At 51.1% G+C, this 12,775-nt stretch carries 12 protein-coding genes, 6 tRNA genes and 1 other RNA gene; 8 read left to right on the forward strand and 11 right to left on the reverse strand.

All coding sequences use genetic code 11. The features are described from left to right. Nucleotides 1-40 precede the first annotated feature (40 nt). Entirely contained in the window at nucleotides 41-967 is a 927-nt protein-coding gene (locus GUC46_RS06960) for a LysR family transcriptional regulator (RefSeq protein ID WP_003838572.1), read from the forward strand. On the opposite strand, the gene GUC46_RS06965 is transcribed toward GUC46_RS06960, so the two are convergent. Next, complete coding sequence (locus GUC46_RS06965) at nucleotides 958-1,299, reverse strand: FlxA-like family protein (RefSeq protein ID WP_049000830.1); 342 nt, start codon at nucleotides 1,297-1,299, stop codon at nucleotides 958-960. The genes GUC46_RS06960 and GUC46_RS06965 overlap by 10 nt on opposite strands. A 291-nt stretch (nucleotides 1,300-1,590) precedes the next feature. On the opposite strand from GUC46_RS06965, the gene xapA reads away from it, so the two are divergent. From xapA to GUC46_RS06980, 3 genes are all read left to right on the forward strand, one after another. Continuing rightward, a complete protein-coding gene (gene xapA, locus GUC46_RS06970; protein ID WP_003838576.1) occupies nucleotides 1,591-2,424 on the forward strand; it encodes a xanthosine phosphorylase in 834 nt (277 codons plus the stop codon). Nucleotides 2,425-2,480: 56 nt separating this feature from the next. Beyond that, nucleotides 2,481-3,737: a nucleoside permease gene (locus GUC46_RS06975; protein ID WP_160179974.1), complete on the forward strand. Its 1,257-nt coding sequence runs from the start codon at nucleotides 2,481-2,483 to the stop codon at nucleotides 3,735-3,737. Between the two features lie 98 nt (nucleotides 3,738-3,835). After that, entirely contained in the window at nucleotides 3,836-4,720 is an 885-nt protein-coding gene (locus tag GUC46_RS06980; protein WP_003838579.1) for a LysR family transcriptional regulator, read from the forward strand. A 137-nt stretch (nucleotides 4,721-4,857) separates the two neighbouring features. Here GUC46_RS06980 and GUC46_RS06985 read toward each other — a convergent pair. The 5 genes from GUC46_RS06985 to GUC46_RS07005 all read right to left on the reverse strand — a co-directional run bounded on the left by GUC46_RS06985 (nucleotide 4,858) and on the right by GUC46_RS07005 (nucleotide 5,414). Next, a non-coding RNA gene (locus tag GUC46_RS06985) (RtT sRNA) lies at nucleotides 4,858-4,984 on the reverse strand. A gap of 29 nt (nucleotides 4,985-5,013) precedes the next feature. Next, a tRNA-Lys gene (locus GUC46_RS06990) sits at nucleotides 5,014-5,089 on the reverse strand. Nucleotides 5,090-5,093: 4 nt separating this feature from the next. Further along, nucleotides 5,094-5,169, reverse strand: a tRNA-Val gene (locus GUC46_RS06995). A 47-nt stretch (nucleotides 5,170-5,216) separates the two neighbouring features. Further along, nucleotides 5,217-5,292: transfer RNA gene (locus tag GUC46_RS07000), tRNA-Val, on the reverse strand. Between the two features lie 46 nt (nucleotides 5,293-5,338). Beyond that, nucleotides 5,339-5,414 (reverse strand) — tRNA-Val (locus tag GUC46_RS07005). A 258-nt stretch (nucleotides 5,415-5,672) separates the two neighbouring features. On the opposite strand from GUC46_RS07005, the gene gltX reads away from it, so the two are divergent. Then, entirely contained in the window at nucleotides 5,673-7,088 is a 1,416-nt protein-coding gene (gene gltX, locus GUC46_RS07010; protein ID WP_003845002.1) for a glutamate--tRNA ligase, read from the forward strand. 56 nt (nucleotides 7,089-7,144) lie between these two features. Here the strand turns inward: gltX and GUC46_RS07015 are convergent, their stop codons facing one another. Further along, the gene (locus GUC46_RS07015) at nucleotides 7,145-7,537 is read right to left on the reverse strand and encodes a YfeC-like transcriptional regulator (RefSeq protein ID WP_121540290.1); all 393 of its coding nucleotides are present in this window, start codon (nucleotides 7,535-7,537) and stop codon (nucleotides 7,145-7,147) included. 1 nt (nucleotide 7,538) lies between these two features. Then, on the reverse strand, nucleotides 7,539-7,901 hold the full coding sequence (locus tag GUC46_RS07020; protein ID WP_003028277.1) for a YfeC-like transcriptional regulator: 363 nt from the start codon (nucleotides 7,899-7,901) through the stop codon (nucleotides 7,539-7,541). Nucleotides 7,902-8,122: 221 nt separating this feature from the next. Between GUC46_RS07020 and GUC46_RS07025 the strand changes: the two genes are divergently transcribed. Together GUC46_RS07025 and GUC46_RS07030 are read left to right on the forward strand one after the other, a co-directional pair. Next, a tRNA-Ala gene (locus GUC46_RS07025) sits at nucleotides 8,123-8,198 on the forward strand. 42 nt (nucleotides 8,199-8,240) lie between these two features. Beyond that, nucleotides 8,241-8,316: transfer RNA gene (locus GUC46_RS07030), tRNA-Ala, on the forward strand. 145 nt (nucleotides 8,317-8,461) lie between these two features. Here the strand turns inward: GUC46_RS07030 and nupC are convergent. Further along, nucleotides 8,462-9,664: a nucleoside permease NupC gene (nupC, locus tag GUC46_RS07035; protein ID WP_003028275.1), complete on the reverse strand. Its 1,203-nt coding sequence runs from the start codon at nucleotides 9,662-9,664 to the stop codon at nucleotides 8,462-8,464. A gap of 343 nt (nucleotides 9,665-10,007) precedes the next feature. On the opposite strand from nupC, the gene GUC46_RS07040 reads away from it, so the two are divergent. After that, nucleotides 10,008-11,246, forward strand: coding sequence for an Nramp family divalent metal transporter (locus tag GUC46_RS07040; RefSeq protein ID WP_160179976.1), 1,239 nt, complete (start codon nucleotides 10,008-10,010; stop codon nucleotides 11,244-11,246). A 32-nt stretch (nucleotides 11,247-11,278) separates the two neighbouring features. On the opposite strand, the gene ypeC is transcribed toward GUC46_RS07040, so the two are convergent. Both ypeC and mgrA read right to left on the reverse strand, forming a co-directional pair. Beyond that, the gene (gene ypeC, locus GUC46_RS07045; protein WP_003839243.1) at nucleotides 11,279-11,611 is read right to left on the reverse strand and encodes a DUF2502 domain-containing protein YpeC; all 333 of its coding nucleotides are present in this window, start codon (nucleotides 11,609-11,611) and stop codon (nucleotides 11,279-11,281) included. 137 nt (nucleotides 11,612-11,748) lie between these two features. Beyond that, nucleotides 11,749-12,738, reverse strand: a complete 990-nt coding sequence (mgrA, locus tag GUC46_RS07050) for an L-glyceraldehyde 3-phosphate reductase (protein WP_003845004.1) — start codon at nucleotides 12,736-12,738, stop codon at nucleotides 11,749-11,751. Nucleotides 12,739-12,775: the final 37 nt, after the last annotated feature.

Consider the following 12,775-nt stretch of genomic DNA (forward strand, 5'->3'; position numbering starts at 1 on the left):
AATAAAATTGATTTATTGCATCCATATATGAATCGAATAGATGAATTACTCTCTGCGTCAGTTGCGTATCTTTGTTACCGTCGCTCAGGCCAAAAGCTTTAGCCGGGCGGGGGATATTATTGGCTTAAGCCAGTCTGCGGTCAGCCACAGCGTTAAAGAGCTTGAAGCTCAGACGGGGGTGCGGTTGTTAGATAGAACAACGCGGGAAGTGGTGCTGACGGAAGCGGGGTACCAGTTGGCGACGCGGCTGGAACGTATTCTGGATGAACTGCACAGCACGCTGCGTGAAGCAGGCCAGGTGGGGACACAGTTAACTGGAACGGTGCGTGTTGCCGCCAGCCAGACAATCTCTGCTCACCTTATTCCACAGTGTATTGCCCAGAGTAATGAGCTTTACCCTGCGATCGATTTTGTGCTGCACGACAGGCCCCAGCAGTGGGTGCTGGAAAGTATTCGCCAGGGAGAAGTCGATTTTGGCATTGTGATTGATCCCGGAGCGGTGACCGACCTGCAGTGTGAAGCCGTACTGTCCGAACCGTTCCTGCTGCTGTGTCGCGAGGATCATCCGTTAGCCCAACGTGAGTGGGTGAACTGGCAGGATTTGTATCACGAACGTTTGGTGTTACAGGATTACGCTTCCGGTAGTCGACCGCTGATCGATGCGGCGTTGGCCCATTTTTCCATTGATGCCAACATCGTTCAGGAGATTGGTCATCCCGCCACGCTGTTCCCGATGGTGGAGGCGGGGATTGGCATCAGTGTGCTGCCCGCGCTGGCGCTCCCCTTACCGCAGGGCAGTCACTTGCAGGTTAAGCGCCTGACGCCGGTAGTTGAACGGCAACTGATGCTGGCTCGACGTAAAAACCGCTCTTTATCAACCGCGGCTCAGGCGCTGTGGGACGTGGTGCGTATGCAGGCCAGTGAATTAACCGCCGGTCGTGCCCGTGATCCGTTGTATCAGATATAAATATCGACCTGATGTTGGTCGGAAACCGTGTTGATGCCCTCAGCTTTTCTCTGATCGGCGCTTTGCTTTTGCTGTGACTCCTCGGCCTGCCGTCGCAACAGTTGAGCCAGCTGTGCTTGTAACATTTTGATTTGTGTCTGAATAAGTTCCTGCTGTTCGCGCTTCTGCTCAACGCTGCCACTACTATTGGGAATATCTTTGAGCTGCTGAGTTAGCTTGGTTATCTTTTGGGTGACTTGTGCAATCTGAGCGGAGATGTCATTCCCGGCTGGGGCTTTTCCACCACCACTACTGCTTTGAACAGTTGGGGTGGAAACGTTAATCGTTGTCATACGGATTCCTCACACCATAAAACATGAGTATCGGCATTAGTGAACAGAACTTCAGTTACAATATGGCGGAGCGGAGTTTAATAATACAAGTTCCAAATCTTCATGTATCTCTATTCCTGTGCCATTTCTGGCCCGAAAAAAATGTGATTTCAGGCTGGTTTAGTGCGACTCATCGATACCGATTTACTATCGGTTGTCGGGATAAACGGTATTGGTAATCGATTGCGTAGTCTCGCTATAACAGTGCGGTACGCGACATTATTTTCGACTACTCAGTATTAAGGATATCTCATGAGTCACTCTCTTTTCTCGCAAAATCCCTGGTATAGCGCCGACATCATTCGTAGTTACAAACCCGATTTCACCCCGCGCGTAGCCTTTATTCTTGGCTCTGGCCTCGGTGCTCTGGCGGATCAAATCGAGGATGCAGTGGCCATCTCTTACGAGAAATTGCCGGGATTCCCTGTCAGTACTGTACATGGTCATGCCGGTGAGCTGGTGCTGGGAAATCTGGCGGGTATTCCGGTGGCTTGTATGAAAGGGCGTGGGCATTTTTATGAAGGTCGCGGCATGACGGTGATGACCGATGCCATTCGCACCCTGAAGCTGCTGGGCTGCGAACTGTTATTTTGTACTAATGCCGCAGGTTCTTTGCGCCCCGAAGTCGGACCAGGTAGTCTCGTTGCGCTTAGCGATCACATTAATACGATGCCAGGTACACCAATGGTCGGACTAAACGATGAGCGTTTTGGTGAGCGATTCTTTTCGCTGGCGAATGCCTATGATGCTGACTATCGTGCGATCCTGCAAACCGTCGCCGCAGAAGAAGGGTTTCCGCTGAGCGAAGGGGTGTTTGTTTCTTATCCGGGACCGAACTTTGAAACGGCGGCAGAAATCCGCATGATGCAAATTATTGGCGGTGACGTGGTGGGGATGTCGGTGGTGCCTGAAGTTATTTCTGCGCGTCACTGCGGTCTGAAAGTGGTTGCGGTGGCTGCCATCACCAACCTGGCGGAAGGTTTGGGGGATGTGAAGTTATCTCACGCACAGACGTTGGCTGCAGCGGAACTCTCCCGGCAGAACTTCATCAATCTGATCTGTGGCTTCTTGCGCAAACTGGCCTGAATAATTAAAACATGACCCCGCTTGCGGGGTCTTACTTTATGGCAAGGAACGGAAAAATGGGTATCGCATCTCGCTTAAAGCTCATGTCGTTTTTGCAATATTTCATCTGGGGAAGCTGGCTGGTAACCCTGGGTTCTTACATGATTAACACCCTGGATTTTACCGGCGCGAATGTGGGTATGGTCTACAGCTCGAAAGGGCTGGCAGCGATTATTATGCCGGGCATTATGGGGATCATTGCCGATAAGTGGCTGCGTGCCGAGCGCGCTTATATGCTGTGCCATCTGGTGTGTGCTGGCGTGTTGCTGTACGCCACAACCGTTACCGATCCACAGACCATGTTCTGGGTAATGTTGGTTAACGCTATGGCGTATATGCCGACGATTGCGTTATCGAACAGCGTCTCATATTCATGCCTTGCACAATCGGGTCAGGATCCGGCCACCGCATTCCCGCCAATTCGTGTATTTGGCACGATAGGTTTTATTGTGGCGATGTGGACGGTCAGCTTAATGGGACTGGAACTGAGCAGCGCACAGCTTTATATCGCTTCAGGCGCATCGCTGCTGCTGGCTCTGTATGCGCTGACGTTACCAAAAATACCGGTTGCGAAGAAAAAAGAGTCCGCCACCCTGGTCAGTAAACTGGGGCTGGATGCGTTTGTTTTGTTTAAAAATCCACGTATGGCAATTTTCTTTTTGTTTGCCATGATGCTGGGGGCGGTGCTGCAAATCACCAACGTCTTTGGCAATCCGTTCCTGCATGATTTTGCCCGTAACCCTGAGTTTGCCAACAGCTTTGTGGTGAAATATCCCTCCATTTTGCTGTCAGTTTCGCAGATGGCGGAAGTGGGCTTTATCCTCACTATCCCGTTCTTCCTCAAACGTTTTGGCATCAAAACGGTGATGCTGATGAGCATGCTGGCGTGGACGCTGCGCTTTGGCTTCTTTGCCTTTGGCGATCCGTCCCCGTTTGGCTTTGTGTTGCTGCTGATGTCGATGATCGTTTACGGCTGCGCGTTTGATTTCTTCAACATCTCCGGGTCGGTATTTGTCGAGCAGGAAGTTGACTCAAGCATTCGCGCCAGCGCCCAGGGGCTGTTTATGACGATGGTAAATGGCATTGGCGCGTGGGTGGGTTCAATCCTGAGCGGGATGGCGGTGGACTATTTTTCTGTCGATGGCGTCAAGGATTGGCAAACTATCTGGCTGGTGTTTGCCGCTTACGCGCTGGTCCTGGCGGTTATCTTTGCATTGTTCTTTAAATATAAGCATGAGCCTGAACGACTGGCGCAGAAATCACCGGCACATTAATGCTCCTTTAGCGGCGGGTTCTGATACCCGCCGTTTCATTTTCTGCGATGCAATGTGGTAACTTTGCGCATTATTCTTCACTCAGGAGCGCATTATCCATGGAACGCACGCACCGCATCGATCTGAAGTTACTGCGTTATTTTCTTGCCGTCGCAGAAGAACTGCATTTTGGACGCGCTGCTGCTCGCCTGAATATGTCGCAACCGCCGCTCAGTACGCATATCAAAGAGCTGGAACAGCAGCTCGGCACGTTGCTATTTATCCGTCATTCCCGCAGCGTGGCGTTAACCCACGCCGGAAAAATTTTGATGGAAGAATCGCGCAGACTGTTATCCAGTGCTAATCAGGCGCTGGCACGAGTGGAACAGATTGGTCGCGGTGAGGCAGGGCGAATTGAGCTAGGCGTCATTGGTACCGCAATGTGGGGAAAAATGCGTCCGGTGATGCGGCGTTTTCTGAAGGAAAATCCCAACGTTGAGGTGCAGTTTCGCGAGAACATGCCCGCAATGCAGATGACGATGCTGGAAAGACGTGAACTGGATGCGGGGATTTGGCGCATGGCTACTGAACCCTCTCCCGGATTTACCAGCCTGCGCTTACATGAGTCCTCATTTTTGGTGGCCATACCAGAAGAACATGCTCTTACCGCCTGTGAATCCGTACCGCTGGAAGCGTTGAGAAATGAATATTTTGTCACGATGCCCTCCATTCATACCGACTGGGCATTTTTGCAGCGAGTTTGCCTGAGCGCTGGATTTTCCCCGATGATTATCCGTGAGGTGAGGGAGCCGCAAACGGTGCTGGCGATGATCAGCATGGGGATTGGTATTACGTTAATTGCTGACAGTTATGCGCAGATGAGTTGGCCAGGCGTGGTATTCCGACCGTTAGAGGAACGTATTCCGGCGGATTTATATATTGTGTATGACCAACAGCAGGCGACACCCGCGCTGGAGAAACTGGTAGCGGCATTGACGATGTGAATCTGTGCCGGATGGCGACTAACGTCTTATCCGGCCTACGAAGGGAGTATTGTCGGTAGGCCTGATAAGCGTAGCGCATCAGGCAGTTGTATAAATCGCAGATAGCAAAAAAGCGCCTTTAGGGCGCTTTTTTACATTGGTGGGTCGTGCAGGATGACTCGCTTCGCTCGCCCTTCGGGCCGTCGCCGTAACCGGCTCCGTTGTTTCGCTGCGCTCAACACCGAACCTGCGGCAGGTTCGAATCTTACAAATCGCAGATAGCAAAAAAGCGCCTTTAGGGCGCTTTTTTACATTGGTGGGTCGTGCAGGATTCGAACCTGCGACCAATTGATTAAAAGTCAACTGCTCTACCAACTGAGCTAACGACCCGAAGTGGTGGGTGATGACGGGATCGAACCGCCGACCCCCTCCTTGTAAGGGAGGTGCTCTCCCAGCTGAGCTAATCACCCACTTCGGTACTTCAATTTTATCGTAAGAAATCCAGCTGGCGAGAAAGTGGTGGGTGATGACGGGATCGAACCGCCGACCCCCTCCTTGTAAGGGAGGTGCTCTCCCAGCTGAGCTAATCACCCACTTCTCAATTTCTTACTCTACACGGCGGAGACTACATAAAGTAGTTGGTGGGTGATGACGGGTTCGAACCGCCGACCCCCTCCTTGTAAGGGAGGTGCTCTCCCAGCTGAGCTAATCACCCCCGCTGTGTGGAGTCGCATTATAGGGAGAGTTGAAAATGAGTCAACGCATTTTCTAAAGAATTTGTTCGTTCGTCGTAAATTTAAACAAAACGATCGCAAATCAATCCATGCAGCATGATTTGTATACGAAAATGGCAAAGCGTGATGTTCCAACCTGAACAACATTGAGGAATCAGACCACAGTGATAGAATACGAGCCTGATAATCTTCCCAGGATTTGCCGGTTGTCGGCATCTTTATAAACGTAAGGCCATTTCATGAAAATCAAAACTCGCTTCGCGCCAAGCCCGACAGGTTACCTGCACGTCGGTGGTGCGCGTACTGCTCTATATTCCTGGCTTTTTGCACGTAACCATGACGGTGAGTTTGTGCTGCGTATTGAAGACACCGATCTCGAACGCTCCACTCCGGAAGCTATTGAAGCCATTATGGATGGCATGAACTGGCTGAATCTGGAATGGGATGAAGGTCCGTACTTCCAGACCAAACGTTTTGATCGCTACAACGCCGTGATTGATGAGATGCTGGAAGCCGGTACCGCGTACAAATGCTACTGCTCCAAAGAACGTCTGGACGCGCTGCGTGAAGAGCAGATGGCAAACGGTGAGAAGCCTCGTTACGACGGTCGCTGCCGCCACGGTCATGAACATCATGCTGATGATGAACCATGCGTGGTGCGTTTTGCCAACCCGCAGGATGGATCCGTTATTTTTGATGACCAGATCCGTGGGCCGATCGAATTCAGCAACCAGGAGCTGGACGATCTGATCATCCGCCGTACCGACGGTTCCCCGACCTACAACTTCTGTGTGGTGGTCGACGACTGGGATATGGAAATCACTCACGTTATTCGTGGTGAAGACCATATCAACAACACTCCGCGTCAGATAAACATCCTGAAAGCGCTGAATGCGCCGGTACCGGTTTATGCACACGTGTCGATGATCAACGGCGACGATGGTAAAAAACTTTCAAAACGTCACGGTGCGGTCAGCGTTATGCAGTATCGCGACGACGGTTACCTTCCGGAAGCGCTGCTGAACTATCTGGTGCGTCTGGGCTGGTCCAGCGGCGATCAGGAAATCTTCACCCGTGAAGAGATGATCAAACTGTTTTCCCTTGGTGCGGTGAGTAAGTCTGCCAGTGCGTTCAACACCGAAAAACTGCAGTGGCTGAACCATCACTACATTAATGCGCTGGCACCGGAATATGTGGCAACGCATCTGCAATGGCACATTGAGCAGGAAAATATCGACACTCGCGTCGGCCCGCAGCTGTCTGAGCTGGTTAAACTGCTGGGTGAGCGCTGCAAAACGCTGAAAGAGATGGCGCAGAGCTGCCGTTACTTCTACGAAGATTTTGCTGAGTTCGACGCGGACGCCGCGAAGAAACACCTGCGTCCGGTAGCACGTCAGCCGCTGGAAGTGGTTCGCGATAAACTGGCTGCTATCAGCGAGTGGACGGCAGAAAACGTGCACCACGCGATTCAGGCGACCGCTGATGAGCTGGAAGTGGGTATGGGTAAAGTTGGGATGCCGCTGCGCGTAGCCGTAACCGGTGCGGGTCAGTCTCCGGCGTTAGACGTCACAGTGCATGCGATTGGTAAATCCCGCAGCATTGAGCGTATTAATAAAGCGCTGGCGTTTATTGCTGAGCGTGAAAGCCAGCAGTAAGATCGGTTGAGCGATTAAACAACGGCAGGAGCGCATCCTGCCGTTTTTTTTGCCTGTTATTCAGACTCATCAATACCCAGACGGGTAAGGAAAGTGCGAATACCTTCGCGAGAAATATACATTGCCAGCTTTTCTTGTTCCGTTGGGGACATGTTGTCCAGTGCGCTAATTATCTGGCGACAGGCGTGGCTACGCACCACGTGGTTGTATTCTGCCAACGGTTCCTCTACCTGATAAATTTCAGGTACTTTGCGAAAAGCCGGAATATTGAGCAGAAACGTGCGGACGCTGGAGTCGATATGAATCAGCCTTGCACGACCCCCTTTAACGCCGGGAAACTTTTCGGTGGTCCAGTTTTGTTCTCTGATCCAACGATTGACGGTTTGTTTGGCAACTCCGAGACAGTCCGCCAGTTCTTCGGTCGTCATTTTGCTGCGTAATTTTTTCATATTATTTGTTGTCGCGGATCCCTAAGCGTTGTAATAAACCCGTAATGCCTTCACGCAGGATCAGTGACGTAAACATTTTCTGTTCTGACGGAGTCATCTCTTTGGCGAGCCTAATCAGTAGAGCTTCGATAGAGGTATCGCCTGATAACGATAAATTATCTGATAAACCTTCGGCTGAACGCTCAGCGCTGCGAATGTATTCACGAACTTGTTCGGTGACGTGAACCAGACGCGCTTTACCGCCCTGTACGCCTGGTTTTGGTGATGTAGCCCAACCCTCCTTGCGCACCCATTTATTGATGGTCTGTCGGCTGTATCCGGTCAGATTAGCAAGTTCTTCTGGCGTCATCCGTTCCTTGAACATAACGATTCCCTGAATAGTCGTGGGGTTAATTAGTGGCTCATTTTATAGCACCATTTTAGTAGAAACCGTGACGCGTTTAACTACTGAATGCGAGTTGTTGCGCAATGTTCTTCATTTGACTGCTTTTTCAGCGATTGAATTCTATGAGTTAATTTTGCCGTTGACACACGCGAAGGGAATTCATATGATGCCGCCCGTCAACTCGACAAGCTTTACGTAATGGGGCTATAGCTCAGCTGGGAGAGCGCTTGCATGGCATGCAAGAGGTCAGCGGTTCGATCCCGCTTAGCTCCACCAAATTTTATCCCAACGAATTTGGTATATACGTAAACGCATCGTGGGGCTATAGCTCAGCTGGGAGAGCGCTTGCATGGCATGCAAGAGGTCAGCGGTTCGATCCCGCTTAGCTCCACCAAAATTTAAACCCTCGCTGAAAAGCGGGGGTTTTTTGTTTCTGCATCCTGTCGATTCTTACCGGTATCTCTCTGCTCTGCTGAATAGCAAGCATAAAAAAAGCCGGGGAAATTCCCCGGCCTTATCACTACGACGTTGTCTTACGCTTACAGCACCAGTGCTGCGATAGATGCAGACAGTACGCTCACCAGCGTAGAGCCATACACCAGCTTCAGACCAAAGCGGGAAACTACGTTACCTTGCTCTTCGTTCAGGCCTTTAATCGCACCGGCGATAATACCGATAGAAGAGAAGTTAGCGAAGGAGACCAGGAACACAGAGATGATGCCTTCAGCGCGCGGAGAGAGCGTAGAGGCGATTTTCTGCAGGTCCATCATCGCAACGAATTCGTTGGAAACAAGTTTTGTCGCCATGATACTGCCCACCTGCAGCGCTTCGCTGGACGGAACACCCATTACCCATGCAACCGGATAGAAGATGTAACCCAGGATGCCCTGGAAGGAGATGCTGTAGCCAAACCAGCCGGTCACGGTGGCAAACAGGGCGTTCAGGGCAGCAATCAGCGCGATGAAACCAATCAGCATCGCCGCAACGATAATTGCCACTTTGAAACCTGCCAGGATGTATTCACCCAGCATTTCGAAGAAGCTCTGACCTTCATGCAGGTTAGACATCTGGATATTTTCTTCGCTGGCATCAACGCGGTAAGGGTTGATCAGCGACAGCACGATAAAGGTGCTGAACATGTTCAGTACCAGCGCCGCAACAACGTACTTCGGCTCCAGCATGGTCATGTACGCGCCGACGATAGACATGGAAACGGTAGACATCGCCGTTGCAGCCATGGTGTACATACGGTTGCGAGACATTTTGCCGAGAATATCTTTATAGGCGATAAAGTTCTCGGACTGACCCAGGATCAGAGAGCTGACGGCGTTGAAGGATTCCAGCTTGCCCATACCGTTCACTTTGGAAAGCAGGTAACCAATTGCGCGGATAATAACCGGCAGCACACGGATATGCTGAAGGATACCGATCAGGGCGGAGATAAAGACGATAGGGCACAGCACTTTCAGGAAGAAAAATGCCAGCCCTTGATCATTCATGCTGCCGAAGACGAAGTTCGTCCCCTCGTTGGCAAAACCGAGCAGTTTTTCGAACATTTCGGAGAAGCCTTTTACGAAGCCCAGGCCGACGTTGGAGTTCAGGAAGAACCACGCCAGTAACACTTCAATAACAAGCAGTTGAATAACATAACGAATGCGAATCTTTTTACGGTCACTGCTTACCAGCAGCGCAAGGATCGCAACAACGGCCAATGCCAATACAAAATGAAGGACGCGGTCCATATTTGCTCCAAATATGAGGCAGGTTTAGTTTTCGTGCACATTCTATGTAACAACCATAAAGAAAACGAGATCAAACACACACTATAATAAGGACCTGTGACGAGATTCAAAATTAGTGATCGGTGATACACTTCCGTTATGCTTTGTATCGAAGTGAAAAGTTATGTCATTGTGCTAATCTATAACAATAATTAAACATCTTACCGTTTTTCCCAGAATCCTTATCGATCCATAGACAAACACTATCAGAGAAATCAACTTCACCCATCAAAATGAATTTGATAATCATTCTCAATAGGCGTAGCTTGAAACATAGCAAAGGCTATGTTTCTGAGGCACTAAAATGACTAACGATCGCGTTGAGAGTAGCAGTGGACGGGCAGCGCGCAAGTTGAAGCTCGCATTAATGGGACCTGCGTTCATCGCGGCGATCGGCTATATCGATCCGGGCAACTTCGCCACCAACATCCAGGCAGGGGCCAGCTTTGGCTATAAACTGTTGTGGGTGGTGGTCTGGGCAAATCTGATGGCGATGCTGATCCAGGTGCTATCGGCAAAGCTTGGCATTGCCACGGGTAAAAATCTGGCGGAACAAATTCGCGATCACTATCCTCGTCCGGTGGTGTGGTTCTACTGGGTGCAGGCCGAAATTATCGCCATGGCGACAGACCTTGCTGAATTCATTGGTGCCGCGATTGGCTTTAAGTTGATCCTCGGCGTGTCGTTATTGCAGGGTGCCGTGCTCACCGGTATCGCGACTTTTTTGATTCTGATGTTGCAGCGCCGCGGGCAAAAACCGCTGGAAAAAGTGATTGGCGGCTTGCTGCTGTTTGTGGCTGCGGCTTACATTGTGGAATTGATCTTTTCCCAGCCGAACTTCGCGCAACTCAGCAAGGGGATGGTTATCCCGAGCCTACCTAATTACGAAGCGGTGTTCCTCGCCGCTGGTGTGCTCGGCGCGACTATCATGCCGCATGTCATTTATCTGCACTCTTCCTTAACCCAGCATCTGCACGGTGGAACACGTCAACAGCGCTATGCGGCCACGAAATGGGATGTGGCTATCGCCATGACGATTGCCGGATTTGTCAATCTGGCGATGATGGCGACGGCTGCCGCTGCATTTCATTTTAGCGGGCATACCGGTATTGCCGATCTCGATCAAGCGTATCTGACACTTGAACCGCTGTTGAGTCACGCTGCGGCGACAGTGTTCGGTTTAAGCCTGGTGGCTGCGGGACTTTCTTCTACCGTGGTCGGTACGCTGGCGGGGCAGGTGGTGATGCAAGGGTTTATCCGTTTTCACATTCCGCTTTGGGTTCGCCGTACGGTTACCATGATGCCATCCTTTATTGTGATTCTGATGGGATTAGATCCAACGCGTATTCTGGTGATGAGCCAGGTGTTGCTCAGTTTTGGTATTGCACTGGCGCTGGTGCCGCTGTTGATTTTCACCAGCAACAGTCAGCTGATGGGCGATTTGGTGAATACCCGATGGGTAAAACAGGTAGGCTGGGTGATTGTTGTGCTGGTGGTGACGCTCAATATCTGGCTGTTGGTAGGAACCGCGCTCGGTTTGTAAAAACAAAAGGGCCTGCGGGCCCTTTTGTTACATTAATGATGGTGGCCATGACCTCGGCCCTTTCCGCGACCGCGGTGGTCGTCACGGTCATTCCAGCCTTCACGGTAGCCGCGCTCATAAGCTTTGCGTTTATCCCAACCGCGATGATAGCCATTGTCATGACGCCACCAGCGATTTTTGCGCCACTCATAGTTATGGTGCCAGTAATCCCGGTCGCGCCAGCGGCCGCCATCCCAGTAGTTACCGTAGTTATCGCGATCGCCAATTTGCAATTTTATTGATGGCAGCAGGGTGATTTCGCCGGCGTTCGCGGCCAGCGGTGTAAAAGCCAATAAGACTGCCGCCAGAATCAGTGACCTGAACATGTTTTCTCTCCTTCACGATCGAGCCGTAGCCGGCCTGTTAATACAATATTACGGGGCAGTAAAGCCCCGTTTCATCGCCTTAACTCTTAAATCGCAAGTGAGAGCACTTTTTGTTAATAAATGTGTCTTTATTTCAATCAACTCAGGATAGCATCAATCTCCGCGCACTCTTCAGACGTAAAGTGACGGTTTGCCAGCATGCCGACAGCGTCTTCAATCTGCGCCGTTTTACTCGCGCCAATCAGCACTGACGTAACTTTGTCATCCCGTAACACCCATGCCAGCGCCATCTGGGAAAGCTTTTGCCCGCGTCGTTCTGCCAGCGCATTCAGCGCCCGCACCTTCTCCAGTTTCTCTGGCGTAATGTGATCCGGGTTCAGGAAACGGCTGCCGCTTGCCGCACGAGAATCAGCAGGAATGCCGTTCAGGTAGCGGTCGGTTAACTGTCCGCCAGCAAGCGGTGAGAAGGCGATGCTGCCGACACCTTTTTCCTGTAACAACGACAGCAGACCGCCTTCGACCCAACGTTCAAACATGGAATATTTGGGCTGGTGAATAAGGCATGGCGTACCTAAATCGTCGAGTATTTCAATCGCCTGCCTGGCAAGATCTGCCGGATAGTTAGATAACCCGACGTACAGGGCTTTGCCCTGACGGACGATGTGATCCAGTGCGCGCATGGTTTCTTTTAGCGGTGTTTCAGGGTCGGGGCGATGGTGGTAGAAAATATCGACATACTCCAGTCCCAGGCGCTTCAGGCTTTGATCGAGACTGGCAATCAGATATTTGCGTGAACCCCAGTCACCGTAGGGACCTTCCCACATGGTGTAGCCCGCTTTAGTGGAGATAATAAGCTCATCTCGCCACGGTAAAAAATCTTCCTGCAGGATCCGACCAAAATTCCGTTCTGCCGAACCCGGCGGTGGACCATAGTTATTTGCCAGATCAAAATGGTTGATCCCCAGATCGAATGCGCGCTGTAACAATGCCCGACTGTTTTCGACCTGTGTGGTATCGCCAAAATTGTGCCACAAACCCAGCGAGACAATCGGCAGTTTAAGGCCACTCTGACCGCAGCGGCGGTACTCCATTGTCTGATAACGATTTTCATCTGCGTGATAAACCATGTTACCCCCTTCCACAATGCGTGTGTCTTTCAGTGTA

It is taken from the genome of Citrobacter sp. LUTT5, from assembly GCF_009905315.1.
Lineage (GTDB): Bacteria > Pseudomonadota > Gammaproteobacteria > Enterobacterales > Enterobacteriaceae > Citrobacter > Citrobacter freundii.

Coding starts and splice junctions, on each gene's coding strand:
- GUC46_RS06960 (WP_003838572.1), top strand. CDS start 41: ATGAATTACTCTCTGCGTCAGTTGCGTATCTTTGTTACCGTCGCTCAG.
- GUC46_RS06965 (WP_049000830.1), bottom strand. CDS start 1,299: ATGACAACGATTAACGTTTCCACCCCAACTGTTCAAAGCAGTAGTGGT.
- xapA (WP_003838576.1), top strand. CDS start 1,591: ATGAGTCACTCTCTTTTCTCGCAAAATCCCTGGTATAGCGCCGACATC.
- GUC46_RS06975 (WP_160179974.1), top strand. CDS start 2,481: ATGGGTATCGCATCTCGCTTAAAGCTCATGTCGTTTTTGCAATATTTC.
- GUC46_RS06980 (WP_003838579.1), top strand. CDS start 3,836: ATGGAACGCACGCACCGCATCGATCTGAAGTTACTGCGTTATTTTCTT.
- gltX (WP_003845002.1), top strand. CDS start 5,673: ATGAAAATCAAAACTCGCTTCGCGCCAAGCCCGACAGGTTACCTGCAC.
- GUC46_RS07015 (WP_121540290.1), bottom strand. CDS start 7,537: ATGAAAAAATTACGCAGCAAAATGACGACCGAAGAACTGGCGGACTGT.
- GUC46_RS07020 (WP_003028277.1), bottom strand. CDS start 7,901: ATGTTCAAGGAACGGATGACGCCAGAAGAACTTGCTAATCTGACCGGA.
- nupC (WP_003028275.1), bottom strand. CDS start 9,664: ATGGACCGCGTCCTTCATTTTGTATTGGCATTGGCCGTTGTTGCGATC.
- GUC46_RS07040 (WP_160179976.1), top strand. CDS start 10,008: ATGACTAACGATCGCGTTGAGAGTAGCAGTGGACGGGCAGCGCGCAAG.
- ypeC (WP_003839243.1), bottom strand. CDS start 11,611: ATGTTCAGGTCACTGATTCTGGCGGCAGTCTTATTGGCTTTTACACCG.
- mgrA (WP_003845004.1), bottom strand. CDS start 12,738: ATGGTTTATCACGCAGATGAAAATCGTTATCAGACAATGGAGTACCGC.